18 protein-coding genes are annotated in these 18,792 nt (G+C 75.2%); all 18 read right to left on the reverse strand.

Annotation, left to right across the window (positions count from 1 at the left end; translation table 11 throughout):
• Positions 1-78: 78 nt before the first annotated feature.
• Positions 79-414: a histone-like nucleoid-structuring protein Lsr2 gene (locus ACFCZN_RS16550; RefSeq protein ID WP_429766787.1), complete on the reverse strand. Its 336-nt coding sequence runs from the start codon at positions 412-414 to the stop codon at positions 79-81.
• A gap of 102 nt (positions 415-516) precedes the next feature.
• Positions 517-699, reverse strand: coding sequence for a hypothetical protein (locus ACFCZN_RS16555; RefSeq protein ID WP_429766786.1), 183 nt, complete (start codon positions 697-699; stop codon positions 517-519).
• 14 nt (positions 700-713) lie between these two features.
• A complete protein-coding gene (gene lysS, locus ACFCZN_RS16560; protein WP_430557499.1) occupies positions 714-2,174 on the reverse strand; it encodes a lysine--tRNA ligase in 1,461 nt (486 codons plus the stop codon).
• Between the two features lie 131 nt (positions 2,175-2,305).
• Positions 2,306-3,259, reverse strand: a complete 954-nt coding sequence (gene nadC, locus ACFCZN_RS16565) for a carboxylating nicotinate-nucleotide diphosphorylase (protein WP_430557500.1) — start codon at positions 3,257-3,259, stop codon at positions 2,306-2,308.
• Positions 3,260-3,379: 120 nt separating this feature from the next.
• Positions 3,380-5,092 (reverse strand): L-aspartate oxidase, encoded by a 1,713-nt coding sequence (locus ACFCZN_RS16570; RefSeq protein WP_430557471.1) that lies wholly within the window; start codon positions 5,090-5,092, stop codon positions 3,380-3,382.
• A gap of 19 nt (positions 5,093-5,111) precedes the next feature.
• A complete protein-coding gene (gene panD, locus ACFCZN_RS16575; protein ID WP_429766833.1) occupies positions 5,112-5,525 on the reverse strand; it encodes an aspartate 1-decarboxylase in 414 nt (137 codons plus the stop codon).
• A gap of 34 nt (positions 5,526-5,559) precedes the next feature.
• Positions 5,560-6,492 carry a pantoate--beta-alanine ligase gene (gene panC, locus ACFCZN_RS16580; protein WP_430557472.1) on the reverse strand — a complete coding sequence of 311 codons (933 nt, stop codon included), beginning with the start codon at positions 6,490-6,492 and terminating at the stop codon, positions 5,560-5,562.
• Positions 6,489-7,481 (reverse strand): Rossmann-like and DUF2520 domain-containing protein, encoded by a 993-nt coding sequence (locus tag ACFCZN_RS16585; RefSeq protein ID WP_430557473.1) that lies wholly within the window; start codon positions 7,479-7,481, stop codon positions 6,489-6,491. The genes panC and ACFCZN_RS16585 overlap by 4 nt, the downstream gene beginning before the upstream one ends.
• Positions 7,478-9,097, reverse strand: a complete 1,620-nt coding sequence (locus ACFCZN_RS16590) for a PH domain-containing protein (RefSeq protein WP_430557474.1) — start codon at positions 9,095-9,097, stop codon at positions 7,478-7,480. The genes ACFCZN_RS16585 and ACFCZN_RS16590 overlap by 4 nt, the downstream gene beginning before the upstream one ends.
• Positions 9,094-9,618 (reverse strand): PH domain-containing protein, encoded by a 525-nt coding sequence (locus ACFCZN_RS16595; RefSeq protein ID WP_429766780.1) that lies wholly within the window; start codon positions 9,616-9,618, stop codon positions 9,094-9,096. The genes ACFCZN_RS16590 and ACFCZN_RS16595 overlap by 4 nt, the downstream gene beginning before the upstream one ends.
• A 100-nt stretch (positions 9,619-9,718) precedes the next feature.
• Entirely contained in the window at positions 9,719-10,207 is a 489-nt protein-coding gene (locus ACFCZN_RS16600; protein WP_429766779.1) for a DUF3180 domain-containing protein, read from the reverse strand.
• Between the two features lies 1 nt (position 10,208).
• Positions 10,209-12,125 (reverse strand): 2-amino-4-hydroxy-6-hydroxymethyldihydropteridine diphosphokinase, encoded by a 1,917-nt coding sequence (folK, locus tag ACFCZN_RS16605; protein WP_430557475.1) that lies wholly within the window; start codon positions 12,123-12,125, stop codon positions 10,209-10,211.
• The gene (gene folP, locus ACFCZN_RS16610; RefSeq protein ID WP_430557476.1) at positions 12,122-13,096 is read right to left on the reverse strand and encodes a dihydropteroate synthase; all 975 of its coding nucleotides are present in this window, start codon (positions 13,094-13,096) and stop codon (positions 12,122-12,124) included. Before folP ends, folK begins: the two co-directional genes overlap by 4 nt.
• A gap of 7 nt (positions 13,097-13,103) precedes the next feature.
• On the reverse strand, positions 13,104-13,691 hold the full coding sequence (gene folE / locus ACFCZN_RS16615) for a GTP cyclohydrolase I FolE (protein WP_429766830.1): 588 nt from the start codon (positions 13,689-13,691) through the stop codon (positions 13,104-13,106).
• Between the two features lie 23 nt (positions 13,692-13,714).
• Complete coding sequence (gene ftsH, locus ACFCZN_RS16620; RefSeq protein WP_429766773.1) at positions 13,715-15,787, reverse strand: ATP-dependent zinc metalloprotease FtsH; 2,073 nt, start codon at positions 15,785-15,787, stop codon at positions 13,715-13,717.
• Positions 15,788-15,900: 113 nt separating this feature from the next.
• The gene (gene hpt, locus ACFCZN_RS16625) at positions 15,901-16,452 is read right to left on the reverse strand and encodes a hypoxanthine phosphoribosyltransferase (RefSeq protein ID WP_430557477.1); all 552 of its coding nucleotides are present in this window, start codon (positions 16,450-16,452) and stop codon (positions 15,901-15,903) included.
• A gap of 2 nt (positions 16,453-16,454) precedes the next feature.
• Positions 16,455-17,633: a tRNA lysidine(34) synthetase TilS gene (gene tilS / locus ACFCZN_RS16630; protein WP_430557478.1), complete on the reverse strand. Its 1,179-nt coding sequence runs from the start codon at positions 17,631-17,633 to the stop codon at positions 16,455-16,457.
• A gap of 15 nt (positions 17,634-17,648) precedes the next feature.
• On the reverse strand, positions 17,649-18,746 hold the full coding sequence (locus tag ACFCZN_RS16635) for a zinc-dependent metalloprotease (protein ID WP_429766768.1): 1,098 nt from the start codon (positions 18,744-18,746) through the stop codon (positions 17,649-17,651).
• Positions 18,747-18,792 lie beyond the last annotated feature (46 nt).

Consider the following 18,792-nt stretch of genomic DNA (forward strand, 5'->3'; position numbering starts at 1 on the left):
CGCACGACCGCCGCCCCGGAACGCGCACGACCCCCGACCGGAGCCCGGTCGGGGGTCGTGGGCGTGCGGGTGCGACCGTCAGTGCGCGGCCTCGTACGCGGTGAGGACGGAGCTGGGGATGCGGCCGCGGTCGCTCACCTTGTGGCCGTTCTCGCGGGCCCACTCGCGGATCTTGGCGAGCTGCGCGCGGTCGGTGCCCGTGCGACGGGCGGCGCTCCGCGTGCCGCCGCCCAGCCGCGTCGTGGTCTTGCGACCGTGACCGATCCAGGTGGCGAAGGCGTCCCGGAGCTCGGCCGCGTGCTTGGCCGTGAGGTCGATCTCGTACGAGACCCCGTCGAGCGCGAAGGTGACCGTCTCGTCGGCGTCGCCCCCGTCGATATCGTCGATCAGGACGATCTGCTGCTTCTGGACCACGTGGATTCCCCTCGGTCACGACATTCGGACAGAAGTGAGAATGCCCCTCGGATCACTCGATTGTCAATCCGAATCCCCGGCACGGGAATCGCGCGACAGAATTCAGCGAGTTTCACTTTCGGAAGAGGCGGCCGCAGCCGCCGCCGCCTCTTCCGCGTCCATCCTCTCGAGCGCGATCCGCTCGTTCCGGTCCGCGTGCAGGATCTTGCGCATCGCGAGCCAGAACAGCAGGCCCACGCCGACCGACGGGGCGAGCCCGCTCATGATCGCGAGAAAGGTGTCCATAGGATGACTTTCGTTCAGGCCGTCGGCTTGACGAGCGGGAAAAGGATGGTCTCGCGGATTCCGAGGCCGGTGAGCGCCATGAGGAGCCGGTCGATGCCCATGCCCATGCCGCCCGACGGCGGCATCGCGTGCTCCATCGCGGTGAGGAAGTCCTCGTCGAGCGCCATCGCCTCGTCGTCGCCCGCGGCGGCGAGGCGCGCCTGGTCCTCGAACCGCTGGCGCTGGACGACGGGGTCCACGAGCTCGGAGTACCCCGTGGCCAGCTCGAAGCCGCGCACGTACAGGTCCCACTTCTCGACGACGCCGGGGATCGTGCGGTGCGCGCGCACCAGCGGAGAGGTCTCGACCGGGAAGTCGCGCACGAACGTCGGCGCGTCGAGGTCGTCGCCCACGTGGTGCTCCCACAGCTCCTCGACGAGCTTGCCGTGGTTCGTCTTCTTCGGGTCCACCGAGATCTCGGCCTTCTCGGCGAGGGCGAGAAGGTGGTCGACGGTCGTCTCGGGCGTGATCTCCTCGCCGATCGCCTCCGAGAGGGATCCGTACATCGTGATCTGCGTCCATTCGCCGCCGAGGTCGTACTCCTCGCCGTCCGGAAGGGTCACCGTCGTGGTGCCGAGAACGTCGAGAGCGGCCTTCTGGACGAGATCCTGGGTGAGCGCGCCGATCGTGTTGTAGTCGCCGTACGCCTCATAGGCCTCGAGCATCGCGAACTCCGGCGAGTGCGTCGAGTCCGCACCCTCGTTACGGAAGTTACGGTTGATCTCGAAAACCTTCTCGATACCGCCGACGACCGCGCGCTTGAGGAAGAGCTCCGGCGCGATCCGCAGGAAGAGGTCGATGTCGTACGCGTTCATGTGCGTGCGGTACGGGCGCGCGGAGGCGCCGGACGCGATGGTCTGCAGCATCGGCGTCTCGATCTCGAGGAACCCGCGGTCGTGGAAGTTGTCGCGCATCGAGCGGACGACGCCGGCGCGGGTGCGGACCATCTCGCGGGCCGCGGGCCGCGCGATGAGGTCGACGTACCGCTGGCGGACCCGCGCCTCCTCCGAGAGGTCCTTGTGCAGCACCGGCAGCGGGCGCAGGGCCTTGGCCGCCAGCGCCCAGGTGTCGGCGAACACGCTCAGCTCGCCGCGCCGGGAGGAGCCCACCCGGCCGTGCACGTACAGGTGGTCGCCCAGGTCGACGTCGGTCTTGAACGACGCCAGCGACTCATCGCCGACCTCCTTGAGGCTGAGCATCGCCTGCAGGCGACGCCCCTCGCCGTCCTGCAGGGTGACGAAGCACAGCTTGCCGGTGTTCCGCAGGAACACGACGCGGCCGGCGACGCCGACGACGTCGTCCGTCTCCTGGCCCGCCTCGAGGTGCTCGTAGCCGGCCCGGACCTCGGCGATCGAGTGCGTGACAGGCAGGCTCACCGGGTAGGGCTCGACGCCCTGCTCCAGGAGCCGGTCGCGCTTCTCCCGGCGCACGCGCATCTGCTCCGGGAGGTCGTCCGTGGCCGCGGAGTCGATCGCGGGGTCGACGGCGGGCACGGCGGAGGCGGGGTTCTGCGGGGTGGTCACCCGTCGATTCTACGGGCGACGCACCTCACACCCGCCCGGTGGGCTCAGCCCGCCGCGGGGCGCAGGTCGAGCGCCAGGTCGAGGATCGGGGCGGAGTGCGTGAGCGCGCCGACGGACAGGTGGTCGACGCCGGTGCCGGCCACCTCGCGGGCGCGGTCGAGCGTGAGGTTGCCCGTCGCCTCCAGCTCGACGTGCGCGGGCACGCCGTCGCGCCCCTGGCGTTCGCGGACCGCGGCGACGGTCGCGGCGAGGACGGGCGTGGGCATGTTGTCGAGCAGCAGGAAGTCCGCGCCGGCGTCGAGCGCCTCCATCGCCTGGGCGGTGGTGTCGGCCTCGACCTGGACCGGCACGTCCGGGAAGGTGCGGCGGACGGCGGCGATCGCGCCGCGCACCGAGCCCGCCGCGACGACGTGGTTGTCCTTGACCATCGCGACGTCGTGCAGGCCCATGCGCTTGTTGGTGCCGCCGCCGGCGCGGACGGCGTACTTCTCCAGGGCCCGCAGGCCCGGCGTCGTCTTGCGGGTGTCGAGCACCTGGGCTCCCGTCCCGGCGAGCTCGCGCGACCAGGCCGCCGTCGCCGTCGCGACCCCCGAGGCGCGGGAGGCGAGGTTGAGCAGCGTCCGCTCCGCGACGAGCAGCACCTGCACGGGGCCCGCGAGGGCTGCGAGCACCTGCCCGGGCGCGACGGCGTCGCCGTCCTGCGCGTGGAACGTCACGGTCGGGGCCGGGAGCCCGAGACGGCCGGCGACCTGGCGCAGCACCTCCGCCACCACGACGAGCCCCGCGACGGTGCCCGTCGACCGGGCCACGAGATCCGCGGTGCCCGTGGCCGACGCCGGCACCGTGGCCTGCGTCGTGACGTCGCGGCCGGGCGCCGCGCCGAGGTCCTCGTCCAGCGCGGTCTCGACGACGCGGGCGACCCACGCGCCGTCCAGCCCCGGCTCGACGGAGGACGGCTGGTCGTGCACGGGCAGGTCGCGGGAGAGCTCCGGGCGCAGGTCGGTCACGATGCGCAACGCTACCGTCCGCGAGGGAGTACCGGACCTGCCCAGGTAGTGCTCCCTCGCGGAATCTCGTACTACCTCGGCAGGTCCGGTACTACCTCGGCAGGTTCGGTACTACCTCGGCAGGTTCGGTACTACCTCGCGGGCTCGTACGACCTCGTGGAGGATGCCGTCCTCGTCGAGGGCGAGCGTGACGCGGCGCCGCCACGCCGGGTCCGGCGCGGGGAAGTCGGTGCGGAAGTGCCCGCCGCGGGACTCCTCGCGCACGCCGGCGGCGTGCACCAGCGCGCTGGCGACCTGGTGCACGGTGGTGGTCTCCCACTCGGCGACCTGCGGGTCGGCGACGACGTCGGTCGCGCGGTGGGCGTCCGTCCGGACCCCGGCCAGTGCCTGCGCGGCGCGCTCCAGCGACTCGGCCGACCGCACGGGGCCCGCGCCGTCCGACGTCGCGCGCTGCACGCGCGAGCGCGCCGCCGCCGCGACGAGCGCCGCCCCGCCCGGACGCTCCTCGGGCTCGGGGGCCCGGCGCGGCCCTCCGTCCTCGACCTGCCGCACGACGTCGCGCGCGGCGCGGTGCGCGAAGACCAGGCCCTCGAGCAGCGAGTTGGAGGCCAGCCGGTTGGCGCCGTGCACGCCCGTGCACGCCACCTCCCCGACCGCGTACAGGCCGGGCACCGAGGTGCGGCCGCGCGGGTCGGTCACGACGCCGCCCGAGTGGTAGTGCTGCGCGGGCGCCACCGGCACCGGCTCCTCGGTCCAGTCGATGCCCTGCGCCAGCAGGCGGGCCGTGATGGTCGGGAAGCGGCGGCGCAGGAAGCCCGCCCCGAGGTGGCGGGCGTCGAGGAGCACGTGATCGGCGTTCGTCGCGGCCATCCGCCGCACGATGGCGTGCGCGACGACGTCCCGCGGCGCCAGCTCGGCCAGCTCGTGCTCGGCCGGCATGAAGCGGGCGCCGTCGACGTCGAGCAGCAGCGCGCCCTCGCCGCGCACCGCCTCGCTGATGAGCGGCAGCTGCCCCTTGGCGCCCATGCCCTGCCACAGCACGGTGGGGTGGAACTGGACGAACTCCAGGTCGCCCACGGCCGCGCCCGCGCGCAGCGCGGCGGCGATGCCGTCCCCCGTCGCGCCGGGCGGGTTGGTCGACGAGCGGAACACCTGGCCGATGCCGCCGGTCGCGAGCACCACGACCGGCGCCAGCGCGGCGCCGACGCCGTCGCGGCTGCCCGCGCCGCGCACGTGCAGCGTGACGCCGGCGACCGAGCGGCGCCCGTCGCGGCCCGGGGCGCCGGTGAGGACGTCGAGCACGAGCGCGTTCTCGAGCACCTCGATGCCCGGGTCGTCGCGCACCGCCTCGATCTGCGCGACCAGGGCGCGGGAGATCTCGGCCCCGGTCGCGTCGCCGCCGGCGTGCGCGATGCGGTCGGCGCGGTGCCCGCCCTCGCGGGTGAGGGCGATGCCGCCGTCCGGGCCGACGTCGAACGACGTGCCGCGGGCCACGAGCTCGCGCACGCGGTCCGGGCCCTCCGTGACGAGCACGCGCACGGCCTCCGGGTCGCTGAGGCCGCCGCCGGCCGCCAAGGTGTCCGTGAGGTGGGCGTCGGGGGTGTCGTCGGGGTGCAGGGCCGCGGCGATGCCGCCCTGCGCCCACACCGTGGAGCCGGACGACAGCGCGCCCTTGGTGACCAGCAGCACGCGCGGCACGCGCGAGCGCAGCTCCAGCGCCGCGGTCAGCCCGGCGATGCCCGTGCCGACGACGATCGCGTCGGCGGCCGTCGTCCAGCCGGGGGCGGGGGCGGCGAGGGCGCGGGCCAGCCGCGGCCCGGTCACGGACGGTTCACCGGGGGCGTCACCGGACGGCCGCGAAGGGCACGCCGCTGGACTCCAGGCCGAAGCCGTCGGGCACCTGGCCCGGGTCGTCGTCGAGCTCGACGATCCGGTTCTCCGGGTCGACGAACACGACGGCCGGCGAGTAGGTGCGCGCGTCGGCGTCGGACAGCATCCCGTAGGCGATGACGATGACCGTGTCCCCCGGGTGCACCAGGTGCGCGGCCGCGCCGTTGATGCTCACCTGGCGGCCGCCGCGCTCGCCCGGGATGACGTAGGTCGTGAGGCGGGCGCCGTTGGTGACGTCCACCACGTCGACCTGCTGGCCCGGGTAGAGGTCGGCCGCGTCGAGGAGGTCGGCGTCGATGGTGATCGAGCCGACGTAGTGCAGGTCCGCCTGCGTCACCGTGGCGCGGTGGATCTTGCCGATCATCATCGGCCGCTGCAGGGAGGCAGGGCGGTTCGCGTGCTCAGTCACTGGCGTTCTCCTGGGGATCCGCGCTGGTGGCAGGGCTGCCGGCGAGGTCCACGGCCTGGTTGTCGATCAGTCGGGTGGCGCCCGTACGCGCCGCCACGAGGAGGAGGGCGGGGCCGCGGAAGTCCGCGGGCACCGGGTCCACGGTAGTCGGGTCGACGAGTGCGAGGTAATCCACCTCAACACCGGCTTCCGCCTCAAGGATTCCCGAGGCCGCCTCCACGACCGCCGTCGCACCCCCGCCGGCCGCGTCCGCGCCCGCGCGCAGGGCCCTCGAGAGCGCGAGCGCCGAGGCCCGCTCGTCGTCGGAGAGGTAGGCGTTGCGCGAGGACAGCGCGAGCCCGTCGGCGTCGCGCACGATCGGCACGCCGAGCACCTCGACGTCCACGTCCAGGTCGCGCACCATGCGGCGCACGGCCAACAGCTGCTGGGCGTCCTTCTCCCCGAACAGGGCGACGTCGGGGCGCGTCAGGTGCATGAGCTTGAGCACCACGGTGAGCACGCCGTCGAGGTGGCCGGGGCGCGTCTCGCCCTCCAGCACCTCGCCGACCCGGCCCGCCGACACCCGCACGATCGGGTCGCCGTCGGGATAGACGACGTCCGGGGTGGGCGCGAAGACGACGTCCGCGCCGACGCCCGCCAGCTTCGCGACGTCGCCGCCCAGGTCGCGCGGGTAGCGGTCCAGGTCCTCCCCCGCCCCGAACTGCAGCGGGTTGACGAAGATCGTCACGATCACCTGGCCGGTGGGGCCGGCCGCCTCGCGGGCCGCCCGCACCAGCTGCAGGTGCCCCTCGTGCAGGGCGCCCATGGTCATGACGACGGCGCGGCGGTCCGTCGGCTCCGGGCCGGACAGCGTCCATGCCCCCAGCGCGTCGTGCAGGTCCGCCCGGGAGCTCACGACGGCGGGCGTGTGCGGGGTGGTGGTCATCGGGGCTCCTGCGGGTCGTCGGGGTGGGACGCGGGCGGCGGCGCGAGGGCGTCGAGCAGCTCGCGCGCCGCGCGGTCGTCGATGCGGTGGGCCGCGAGCGCACGGCTCGTGGCACCGCGCGACAGCTCGGTGTACGACGCCGGCACGTCGGTGGCGCCCGTCCCGGCCGCCAGCGCCCGCAGGGCGTCGAGGTGCGTGCGCACCGTGCCGACGTCGCCGCGCGACACCGGGCCGGTGAGGGCCGTGATCGCCCCCGGGCCGTCGGCCACGTCGGCGGCGCGCGTCGCGCCGTCGAGCGCGGCGGACAGGAGCGGCGCGAGCGCGCGCCCCGGCTGCTCGACGCCGGCCGCCGCGAGCGCCTGGGCGGCCTGCGCCACCAGCACCACGAGGTGGTTCGCGCCGTGCGCGAGGGCCGCGTGGTAGAGCCCGCGGGCCTCCTCCGCGACGATCACCGGCTCCCCGCCGACCTCGACGACGAGCGCCTGGCCGATCGGCTGCACGGCCGCCGGCGCCGTGACCGCGAACGTGCAGCCCTCCAGCCGGTGCAGGTCGAGCGACGTGCCCGTGAACGTCATCGCCGGGTGCAGGGCCACCGGGATGGCACCGGCCTTCCGCGCCGGGTCGAGGACGCCCACGCCGTACCGGCCGGACGTGTGGACGACGAGCTGCCCGGGCTGCCACGCGCCGAGCGCCGCCAGGCCGCTCACGACCTCCGCGAGCGCGTCGTCGGGCACCGCGAGCAGCACCATCTCGGCACGCTCCACGACGTCGGTCACCTCGAGGTGCGGCACGCCCGGCAGGAGTGTCGCGATCCGCTCCCGCGACTCCTCGCTGACGCCGCTCGCGCCCACCACCGTGTGGCCCGCCGCGCGCAGCGCGCTGCCGAGCACGGCACCCACCCGGCCGGCGCCGACGACGCCGACGCCGAGGCGGCCGGGCCGCGCGGACGGCGGCGCGGAGTCCGGGCGGCCGCCGTCGGGCACGCTCACCCTCGCCCCTCCATCTGCGCCTCCGTCTGCCCCTCCATCCAGCGCTCCGGCCCCGCGTGGGCGCGGGCGGCGCGGGCCCGGGCGGACTGCTCGCCGAGCAGGCGCGCGGCCTCGTCCTCGGCGAGGTGGTGGACGGCCGGGCTGATCGGGCCGGGCGTCGAGTGCAGCACGAACGACGCGAGGCCGCGCCGGCGCTGCCACGGACCCTGCTCGATCCCGAGGGACTGGGTGCGCTCGTGCGGCACCACCTCGAGCGAGCGGACGAAGCGGCCCCCGCGCGCCAGCAGCGCGCGGCCCGTGACCGCGTAGCCGTTGCGGCGCCAGCTCCACGGGTCGAGCAGGCGGGCGCTGCGCGGGCTGGTGACGAACCAGCGGTCGGTGCGGGCGTCGCCGGTGAGGGCCTCGTCGAGCAGGGCCAGCGTGTCGTCGGGGTTCTCGACCTCGAGGTCGGGCAGCACGAGCCACAGCGCCGTGAGCGCCTCCTCGCGAGGCCCGACCGGCAGGAGCACGTGCTGCTGCTCGCCCTGCTGCTGGCCCTCGCCGCCGCCGTAGCCGGCCACGTTGACCTTGACGCGCCACCAGTCGGGCCCACGCCACAGCGGGCCCTGCGTGAGCGACACCGCCTGCACGCGGCCCGGCGGGATCGTCTGCGCACGGGTCTCCAGCAGGCCGTGGCGCAGCCGGATGCCGTCCGGCGACAGCGCGGCCCGGAAGCCGAACTCCCCCGCGAACCGCTGGAAGATGTAGCCGCCGACGCCGAGGATGGCGGGCAGCGCGGAGAACAGGATGCTCACCTCGCGGGTGACGGCGACGGCCACCCCGACGCCGACGAGCACCAGGACGCCGATCCACACCCCCGGCATCCGCAGCAGCGACTGCAGCAGGCGCGTGGCCGGCACCTCGTACACCTGGCGCTCGGGCGCCTCGGGCGCGACGCCGTCCTGCCCGTCGTCGGACGCGTGGGCTGCTCCGGCGGGCTGGGCGTCGGACGCGTCCCCGGGCGCCGACACGGTGTCGGACCCTGGGCGTGCTCCGGTGGGCCGTGCGTCGGACAGGTCGGTGCGACGGGCCGCCTTGACCCCGGCCGCGCGCGCGAGCAGGTCGGCACGCAGGCGCTGCGCGTCCGCCTCCTTGAGGAACCCGATGGCCACGCCCGAGTCGGAGCCGCCCGCCACCTCCAGGCGCAGCTCCGCCAGCCCGAACAGCCGCGCGAGCAGCGGCTGCCGCACGTCGATCGCCTGCAGCCGGTCGAGGCGGGCGTGCCGCTGCTGGCGGAACAGGATGCCCTTGCGCAGCCGCACGGCGTCGTCGTCCACCGCGTACGCCGTCATGCGCCAGGCCAGCGCCGCGTAGCCGAAGATGATCGCGACGAGCAGCACCAGCGCGAGGATCACCGCCCACCACAGGCTGCGGATCGAGTCGACCGCCCTGACCGCGTTCGACACGTCGTCGAGCACCTGCTGCCCGCCGATGACCAGGATCGCCACCACGGCCGCCCAGCCCCGCACGAACGGCGTGACCGGGTGCACGCGGCGCCACTCCTGCTCCTGCCCGGCCGGCTCGTGCGTCGGCGCGTGACCCGCCTCAGGGGCCCGCTCGGGGCTCGGCTCGCTCACAGGCCCGCCAGCCTCGCCTCGCCCCGCGCGGTGAGGCGGTCACGCAGGCGTTCGGCCTCGTCGGGCACGAGGCCGGGGATGTCCGCGTCGGTGCTGGCCGACGCGGTGTGCAGCTGCACCTTCGCGATGCCGAGCCTGCGGTCCAGCGGACCCGCCTCCACGTCCACGTACTGCATGCGGCCGTAGGGCACGACGACGAGCGTGCGGAACATGATGCCCTTGCGGATCAGCAGGTCGTCGTCGCGCTCCGCGTACCCGATCGCGCGGACCTGGCGCGGCACCAGAAGCAGCGCCCACACCAGCAGCGCGGCCGGCACCCCGGCGAGCAGCCAGAACCACGGCGAGACGAGGACGGCGAGCACCACGCCCGCGACGATCGGCACGGCCAGCGTCGCGGACGTCGAGATGAGGCGCGCCGGGACGAGCCGGGGCGACACGCCCTGCCAGGCGACGCCGGGCGGGTCGAAGGGACCGGTCTGCCGCGTGGTCGACGGGTCGGCGCCCGCGGGGATGCTGGTCATGGGTCCATCCTTCCATCCGGGGCCCCGCCGGCCACATCGTCCGACCGGCCCTTGCGCACCGTCTGGCGTCCGACCTCCGGACGACACCGGTATGTGCCGGTCACGACGGCAGGGGGTCCGCGTGCTCCTCGGTGTCGCCCCCGTCGGGGTCGTCGGACGGCGGCAGCTGGCAGAACTTCTCCACGACCAGCCCCACGACGCACAGCACCACGGCGCACGCCGCCGCGATGGCGGCGGCGACCGCCTGGTCGCGGCGGGCCTCGATCTGCAGCTGACCCAGGACGACGAGCACGCTCGCGACGTACCTCCCGGCGAGCAGGGCGCCGGTCAGCGCCCCCGCCTTGGCGAGCACGAACGTGCGGGCCGCGCGCATCGGGTCGAGGTCCGGGCGGTCGCCCTTCTGGTACGCGCGCACCGCCCAGCCCATCCAGAAGATGACGCCCGCCAGCGCGAGCATCGCGACGTCCTCCACCCACGCGACGGTGGGGAGGTAGACGCCGCGCGACTCGAGCAGCCGGAGCAGCCCGGCACCGCCGACCGCCACCACGGCGGCGACGGCGGCGAGGAGGCGGACGGAGGTGCGGCGCATCTCAGCGGCCGTCCTCCCCGAGCCGCTCCTGCGGGGCGGCGCGACCGGGCAGCGGGCCGGGGTGCGCGTCCGGCAGCGGGGCGAACGGGTCCGGGAAGGCGGGCAGGTCGGCGACGGGCGCGGGGGCCGGCGGCACCGGGTCGTGCCGCGGGGGCGGCGGGGCGAACGACGACGCGGCGGGCGCGGGGAACGGGCCCGTCGGGGCCGGGGGCACCGGGGCGTGCGGGGGCTCCGGGGCGTCGCCGCGCGGTTCCGCGGGGATCGGCGCGGGCGGCCCGACGGGTGCGAACGGGCGCGGCATGACCGGCTGGTCGGGGTCGGGGCCGAACGGGTCGGGCACGACGGCGCGCGCCCCCGGTGCGGGCGGGTCCTCCCGGCGCGGCTCCGGCACGGCAGCCGGCTCGACGACCGGGGGCTCGACGACGGGCGGCTCGGCCGCCGGGGGCACCGGCAGGTACGGCTCCGGCGCGTACTGCTCGGGCGCGTACTGCTGCTCCACGACCGGGCTGCCGCCCGACGCGGGCTCGGCGGGCTGTGCGGGCTCCGCGGGGTACGCCTCCGGCGCGTAGGCCTCAGGGGCGTAGGACTCCGGCGCGTACGACTCGGCGTAGGCCTCCGGCGCGTACGACGCCTGGGCCTCGTCGGCGGGGTCGTGCCCGGGCCGGTCGGCGGGCTGGTGGGCAGCCTGGTCGTCAGGCTGGTCGGCGGGCGCCGCCGGTGCGGACTGCGGCACCGGGGCGGACGGCGCCGCGTCGGCCGCCGCCGCGGAGACCTGACCGGTGCTCTGCGTCGGGCCGGTCAGCCAGTCGAGGGCGAGCCAGCGGATGCCGGCCCGGTCGGGGGCGGTCACCGCGAGCTGGCCGACCGGGCCGCCGCCGGGCCCGCCGAGCACCGCGTCCGGCGCCACCTCGGCCCACGGCACGAGCACGAAGGCCCGCTCCTTCGCGCGCGGGTGCGGCAGCTCGAGGTCGGGCGCCGTCACGACGAGCGACCCGTACTGCACGATGTCGACGTCGAGGGTCCGCGGTCCCCAGCGCTCCTCGCGGACGCGACCGTGCTGGGCCTCCACCTGCTGCGTGCTGCGCAGCAGGTCGCGCGGCGACAGGGTGGTCCGCACGACGAGCACCGCATTGAGGTAGTCCGGCTGCTCCGGCCCCCCGACGGCGGCGGTGCGGGCGAGCGGCGAGACCTCCATGACCTGCACGCCCGGCAGGCGGTCCACGTCCGTCACGGCCTGGCGGAGCGTGACCTGCGCGTCCCCGAGGTTCGCCCCGAGCGCCAGCACGACGTCGACCGGCTCGGCGGGGGTGGCGTCCAGCAGGTCCGCCGGGGGCGGCGCGGGCGCCTCGGCGGGGGCCGCGGCATCGGCGGGCTCGACCGGCACCGCCGCGACCGGGGCCGGCGGCACGGGCGCGTGCGCCACCGCCGGCTCGAGCGGCGGGACGGGCACGGCCGCCGCGACGGGCACCGCAGTCTCGGCAGGCTCGGCGGCCGGGGCCGCGTCGACCACGGGCGTGCGAGCGCGGTCGCGACGCACGACGATCGCGACGTCGTCGAACGGGACCGGGATCGGCGCCTGCGGCTTGTGGACGCGCACGTCGACGGCCTGCACGGCCGCGTGGCTGAGCACGACGGCGGCGATCCGCTCGGCGACGGTCTCCACGAGGTCGGCCGGGGAGCCCGCGAGGACGTCGTGCACGTCCTGGGCGACGTCCGCGTAGCTCACGGTCTGACCGAGGTCGTCCGACGACGCGGCGGCCCGGGTGTCGAGGTGCAGCACGACGTCGGCGCTGAAGACCTGGCCGTCGGCGCGCTCGTGCGCGAGCACCCCGTGGTGCCCCGTCGCCGTGACGCCGGCGAGGCGGATCTGGTCGAGCGGCTGTCCGTCCGGTCCCGGTACGGCTGCGGCGAACGTCACGAGGGGCCCTCCTCATCAGCGGCGGTTCCTGCTCCGCCCACGGCGTGGGTGGGGTGTACCGGTGCGGTCATCCCGGCATCCAACACGTCGCGGGAGGCCGACGTCCAGGCGTCCGCGACCCGGACGGCGTCGGCGCTGGCGCGCACGGCGTGCACCCGCACCGCCCACGCGCCGGCGGCGGCGGACAGCGCGGAGATCGCGGCGGTGGCGTCGTCGCGCTCGAGGGGCGGCGCGGGCTCGTCGGCGGACAGGCCGCGCGTGCCCTCCAGCAGGTGCCCCAGGAAGCGCTTGCGCGAGGCGCCCACCAGCACCGGACGACCGAGGGAGCTCAGCGCGTCCAGATGCGCGAGGATCGGCCAGTTCAGCACCCCGGCCTTCGAGAAGCCCAGGCCCGGGTCGAGCACGAGCTGCTCCGGGTCCACCCCCACCGCGACCAGCGAGTCCATGCGCGCGGCGAGCTCGTCGCGCACCTCCGCGACGACGTCCTCGTACACCTCGAGGCTGTCCATGACGTCCGCGTGGCCGCGCCAGTGCATCGCGACGTACGCCACGCCCGTCTCCGCCACGACGTGCCCCATGCGGGGGTCCGCGTAGCTGCCCGACACGTCGTTGACGATCCGCGCCCCTGCCGCGACGGCCGCCTCGGCGACGGACGCGCGGGTCGTGTCCACCGACACGACGGCGCCGTGCGCGGCCAGCCTCTCGATGACGGGGACCACGCGGCGCAGCTCCTCCGCCTCGTCCACGCGGGCCGAGCCCGGCCGGGTCGACTCGCCGCCCACGTCCAGGATCTCGGCGCCGTCCGCCAGCAGGTCGAGGCCGTGCTGCACGCCCGCGTCGGCGTCGAACCACCGGCCGCCGTCGGAGAACGAGTCGGGCGTGATGTTCACGACGCCCATGACGAGGCACCGGCCCACGCCGGACAGCTCCGGGAGCCCGGCGACCACCGCGTCGCGCGGGTGCGCCGTCATGCCCGGGTCACCGTCCCGTGATGAGGCTCATGGCCTCGGCGCGCGTGGTCGCGTTCTGCATGATGCCGCGCACCGCCGACGTGACGGTCCGCGAGCCGGGCTTGCGCACCCCGCGCATCGACATGCACAGGTGCTCGCACTCCACCACCACGAGGACGCCGCGCGGCTCGAGGATGCGCACCAGCGCGTCCGCCACCTGCGTCGTCAGGCGCTCCTGCACCTGCGGGCGGCGGGCGTACACCTCGACGAGGCGCGCCAGCTTCGACAGACCCGTGATGCGACCGTCGGTGTTGGGGATGTAGCCCACGTGCGCGACGCCGTGGAACGGCACGAGGTGGTGCTCGCACGTCGAGTACACCTCGATGTCGCGGACCAGCACCATCTCCTCGTGGCCGATGTCGAAGGTCGTGGTGAGCACGTCCTCCGGCTCCTGGCGGAGCCCCGCGAAGATCTCCTGGTACGCGCGGGCCACGCGGGCCGGCGTCTCCTTGAGGCCCTCGCGGTCCGGGTCCTCGCCGACCGCGAGCAGCAGCTCGCGGACCGCGGCCTCCGCGCGGGCGGCGTCGTACGGCGGCACGTCGACGGGAGCCCGCATGCCCAGGTCCGTCACCGGGTCGGTCACCGGTTGTCCCCCGCCGCCGGCGGCTCGGTGTCGCTGCCGAGGCCGGGCCCGGCCTCCTGCAGGTCGTGCTCGTTGCCCACGATGGCGGCCTCGTCCTGAGGCACGACGGCCTGACCGTTGCCGTTGGACGCGGCGCGCTCGGCGTCCGTCATGATCGGGCCGCGCGTGTGCACCGTGCGCTGCTCGCTGGACAGCCACACGTCGCGCGGCTCGCGCTTGACGACGGGGGCGAAGACCTCGGCGAGCTCCGCCTGGTTGAGCGTCTCCTTCTCCAGCAGGCGCAGCACCAGGTCGTCGAGCACGTCGCGGTACTGGGTGAGCACCTGCCACGCCTCGTCGTGCGCCGCCTCGACGAGCTTGCGCACCTCGTGGTCGACGGTGCCGGCGACGGCCTCGGAGTAGTCGCGCTGGTGGCCCATGTCGCGGCCCAGGAACGGCTCGCCGGACCCGCTGCCGAGCTTGATCGCGCCGACCTTCTCGCTCATGCCGTACTCGGTGACCATCTTGCGCGCGGTCGCCGTGGCCTTCTCGATGTCGTTGCTCGCGCCCGTGGTCGGGTCGTGGAAGACGATCTCCTCGGCCACGCGGCCGCCCATCGCGTACGCGAGCTGGTCGAGCAGCTCGTTGCGGGTGGTGGAGTACTTGTCCTCCATCGGCATCACCATCGTGTAGCCGAGGGCCCGGCCGCGCGGCAGGATCGTCACCTTGGTGACGGGGTCCGTGTAGCGCATCGCCGCCGCGACCAGGGCGTGCCCGCCCTCGTGGTACGCGGTGATCTTCTGCTCCTTGACCTTCATCACGCGGGTGCGCTTCTGCGGGCCGGCGATGACGCGGTCGATGGCCTCGTCCAGCGCACGGTCGTCGATCAGCTGGGCGCCGCTGCGCGCGGTGAGCAGCGCGGCCTCGTTGAGGACGTTCGCCAGGTCCGCACCGGTGAAGCCGGGCGTGCGGCGCGCGACGACGGCCAGGTCGATGCTCTCGACCATCGGCTTGCCCTGCGCGTGCACCTTGAGGATGTGCTCGCGGCCCTTGAGGTCGGGGGCCTCGACGGCCACCTGGCGGTCGAAGCGGCCGGGCCGCAGCAGCGCCGGGTCGAGGATGTCGGGCCGGTTGGTGGCGGCGATGAGGATGACGTTCGTCTTGACGTCGAAGCCGTCCATCTCGACGAGCATCTGGTTCAGGGTCTGCTCGCGCTCGTCGTGCCCGCCGCCCATGCCGGCACCGCGGTGGCGGCCGACGGCGTCGATCTCGTCGACGAAGATGATCGCGGGCGAGTTGTTCTTCGCCTGCTCGAACAGGTCGCGCACACGGGAGGCGCCGACGCCGACGAACATCTCGACGAAGTCCGAGCCGGAGATCGAGTAGAACGGCACCCCGGCCTCGCCGGCGACGGCGCGCGCGAGGAGGGTCTTGCCGGTTCCGGGCGGGCCGTACAGCAGCACGCCCTTGGGGATCTTGGCGCCCACGGCCTGGAACTTCGCCGGGTCCTCGAGGAACTCCTTGATCTCGTGGAGCTCCTCGACCGCCTCGTCCACGCCCGCGACGTCGGCGAAGGTCACCTGCGGCATGTCCTTGCTGATCAGCTTGGCCTTGGACTTGCCGAAGCCCATGACGCCGTTGCGGCCGCCGCCCTGCGCCCTCGACAGGATGAACCAGAACACGACGCCGATGAGCAGGAACGGGATGAGGAACCCGAGGATCGAGCTCCAGAAGCTGGGCTGCGGGTTCTCGGAGTCGAAGCCCTTCGGGGGGTCCGCCTTCTCGACGGCCGTCGCGACGGTGTCGCCCTGCGGCTCGACGTAGAAGAACTCGACCTTCGTGCCGTGGTCCTGCTCGCTCTCGGTGCCCGCGCCGGTGACGTACTTCTCGCTCAGCTCCAGCTCGACGCGCTGCTCCCCGTCCACGACGAGGGCGTGGTCGACCGTGTCGCCGGCGAGCAGCTCGAGGCCCTGGGAGGTCTCGATCCGCGACACCCGATCGGTGTTGAACGCGCTGAAGGCCAGCGAGACGAGCAGCAGGCCGACCACGATCCAGATGATCGGGCCGCTCAGGATCTTCTTGATGTTCATCGGCGACGGGGACGGTTCCCCGCTTCCCTTCCGTCGGGCAACGTGTGGTTCACGACGCTACACGCCGAGTGTGGACGAACCGTGGGTGTTCGCCCAGGGCGCGACGGCGCTCGTCAGGAGTAGACGTGGGGCGCGAGCGTGCCGACGAACGGCAGGTTGCGGTACTTCTCGGCGTAGTCGAGGCCGTAGCCGACGACGAACTCGTTCGGGATGTCGAAGCCGACGTAGCGCACGTCGACGTCCACCTTCGCGGCGTCGGGCTTGCGGAGCATGGTGGCGATCTCCACCGACGCCGGGCCGCGGGACCGCAGGTTCGCGACGAGCCACGAGAGCGTGAGCCCGGAGTCGATGACGTCCTCGACGATGAGCACGTTGCGGCCCGTGAGGTCGGCGTCGAGGTCCTTGAGGATGCGCACGACGCCGGACGACTTGGTGCCCGACCCGTACGAGGACACCGCCATCCAGTCCATCTGCACCGGGTGGTGCAGGCGGCGCGCGAGGTCCGCCATGACCATGACGGCGCCCTTGAGCACGCCGACGAGCAGCAGGTCCTGGCCCGCGTATTCCGCGTCGATCCGTGCGGCGATCTCGTCGAGCTTGCTGCCGATCTGCTCCTCGGTGAGCAGGATGTTGGCGAGGTCGCCTTCGACGTCCGACTGGTCCACGGTCACTCCTCGAGGGGCGGGGTTGGGGCTGGGGGGTGCGCCGCCCCGGCGGGGTGCGGCTCGGCGGGGCGCAGGTAGAGCCTGCCACACGCGCGGAGCGCTCGGGCGTCGCCCGGCAGGTGGACGTCTCCCTGCCCACGCCACGAGACGACGAGCGCGTCCAGCGCGTCCACGTGCCGCGCCGTCGTCGCTCCGGGTGGGCAGCCGACGGCCAGCGCCGCCGACCGCAGGGCACGACGACGCAGCGCGGCGTGCGCCTCCGCGAGGGGGCCGACGTCGAGCACCAGGGTGCGGTCAGAGGCCTGGTGCGCCCCGGTGGGCTGGACGTCCGACAGCTCGCCGGTGGGGAGGGTGGCCGCGGCGAGCAGGTCGGCGGCCAGGGCGTCGAGCGCGTCGGCGTCGGCGCGCAGCTGGCCGGCGGTGCGCGCGAGCGACTCGACGACGCCCGGCCCCAGCGCGTCCTCCAGCACCGGCACGACGGCGGCACGCACCCGCGTGCGGGCGGGCACGGCGGCACCGCCCTCGCCGTCGACGCCCTCCGCGCCGTCGGGCATCAGGTTGGTGGGGTCGGTCCAGAAGTCGACGCCGACGGCGGCGCACACCGCCTCGGTCTGCGCACGGCGCAGGCCGAGGAACGGCCGGCGGTAGCGGCCCCGGCGCCGGGGCATCCCCGCCAGCGACCGCGCCCCGCTCCCCCGCGCCAGCCCGAGCAGCACGGACTCCGCCTGGTCGTCGAGCGTGTGGCCGAGCAGGACGGCGACGGCCCCGGTCTCGTCGGCCACGCCGTCGAGCGCGGCGTACCGGGCGGCGCGGGCGGCACCCTCCGGGCCGTCCGCGCCCGGGCCGGCGTCCACCCGGACCCGACGCACCAGCACCGGGTCGAGGCCGAGGTCGCGGCAGCGCGCGGCCGCCGTGGCCGCCACCACGTCCGAGCCCTCCTGCATCCCGTGGTCCACGACGACCGCCCCGACCCGCACCGCGAACCCCGCCGAGCGCACCGACCGGCCCACCCGCGGCGCCTCGAGCGCCGCGGCCGCCGCCAGCGCGAGGCTGTCCGCGCCGCCGGAGCACGCGACGAGCACCAGGTCGCCCGCCGCCAGCCCGCCGTCGCGCGCGAGGTCCGCCAGCTCGGCCCGCACGGCCGCGCGGGCCGCCGCGAGCGCCGGGTCGACGCGGGCCATGTCGTCCGCCCGTCGTCAGCCGTGCACGCGGCGCACCCAGGCGCGCGGGTCGGCGATCTCGCGGGCGGACGGCAGGAACCCGGGCCCCGACCAGACGGCGTTGAGCCCGTCCCGCCCGACCCGCTCCTCGACGGCCCGCACGAACGCGGCGCCGTCGCGGTACTGCGCGAGCTTGGCGTCCATGCCGAGCACGCGCCGCAGCACGACGTCCAGCGCGGGCGCCCCCTCGCCGTCGCGCCGCTTCTCGAACCGGGCGCGGATGGTGCGCACGGAGCGCACGACGCGCGGCCCGACGGCGTCCATCATCACGTCGGCGTGCCCCTCGAGCAGGGCCATGACGGCGGTGATCTCCTCGAGCTCACGCCGCTGCTCGGGTCCGAGGATGCCGTCGAGCGGCGTGACGAGCTCGCCGCGCACCGCCCGCAGCACGGTGCGGCCGACCACCGCGGCCTTCTCCCGCAGCGGGGCGTGCGCCATCGCGACCGAGCCGCGGGTGACGCCGCTCATCAGGTCGCCGACGCGCCCCACCAGGTGGTCGGCGAGCCACGGCGCCGCGGCGAACTGGAGGGCGTGCGTCTGCTCGTGCAGGCACACCCACAGGCGGAAGTCCCCGGGGCGCAGCCCGAGCGCCCGCTCGACCTGCAGCACGTTGGGCGCCACGAGGAGCAGCCGGCCGTGACCGGGGGCGTGGCCGGCACCGTACGGGTCGAACTGCCCGAGCACGCGGCCCGACAGCAGCGCGAGCAGGCCTCCGACCTCCGCCGCCCCGGCCAGCCGCGCCGCCGACGACGTGGCCGGCATCTCCCCGGCCAGCACCGCCATCACGGGGTCGGTCATGGCCCGCATCGACTGCGCGTTGGCGCGGGCCCAGCCGGCCCGGTCCACCACGTGCACGTCGCCGAGCACGCCCTCCGCGCGCGGCGTCGCCGGCGTCATGCCCGTGACCTCCAGCACGTGCCCGACGGCGTCCCCGGCCGCGGAGCGCAGCCCGGCGACCAGGGCGTCGAGGTCGTCGCGGGGGGCCGTGGCGCCCGGGCGCGCGAGCCGCCCGGCGATCTGCGCCGCCGCCGTCCAGTCCAGCAGGGGCTCGGCGGCGGGGGCTGGCGTGGTCACGGGACCACGGTAACCATCGCCGGGCGTACCGCCGGCGTCGACGGGG

Origin of the sequence: Isoptericola sp. NPDC056134 (assembly GCF_042264825.1) — a bacterium.
Taxonomy (GTDB): domain Bacteria; phylum Actinomycetota; class Actinomycetes; order Actinomycetales; family Cellulomonadaceae; genus Isoptericola; species Isoptericola nanjingensis.

Bases quoted from the DNA above. Each gene is read 5' to 3' on its own strand.
- panC (WP_430557472.1), bottom strand. From the start codon at position 6,492: ATGACCACCACCCCGCACACGCCCGCCGTCGTGAGCTCCCGGGCGGAC.
- folP (WP_430557476.1), bottom strand. From the start codon at position 13,096: ATGACGGCGCACCCGCGCGACGCGGTGGTCGCCGGGCTCCCGGAGCTG.
- lysS (WP_430557499.1), bottom strand. From the start codon at position 2,174: ATGCGCGTGCGCCGGGAGAAGCGCGACCGGCTCCTGGAGCAGGGCGTC.
- folE (WP_429766830.1), bottom strand. From the start codon at position 13,691: ATGCGGGCTCCCGTCGACGTGCCGCCGTACGACGCCGCCCGCGCGGAG.
- ACFCZN_RS16600 (WP_429766779.1), bottom strand. From the start codon at position 10,207: ATGCGCCGCACCTCCGTCCGCCTCCTCGCCGCCGTCGCCGCCGTGGTG.
- ACFCZN_RS16595 (WP_429766780.1), bottom strand. From the start codon at position 9,618: ATGACCAGCATCCCCGCGGGCGCCGACCCGTCGACCACGCGGCAGACC.
- panD (WP_429766833.1), bottom strand. From the start codon at position 5,525: ATGATGATCGGCAAGATCCACCGCGCCACGGTGACGCAGGCGGACCTG.
- tilS (WP_430557478.1), bottom strand. From the start codon at position 17,633: ATGGCCCGCGTCGACCCGGCGCTCGCGGCGGCCCGCGCGGCCGTGCGG.
- ACFCZN_RS16555 (WP_429766786.1), bottom strand. From the start codon at position 699: ATGGACACCTTTCTCGCGATCATGAGCGGGCTCGCCCCGTCGGTCGGC.
- ftsH (WP_429766773.1), bottom strand. From the start codon at position 15,787: ATGAACATCAAGAAGATCCTGAGCGGCCCGATCATCTGGATCGTGGTC.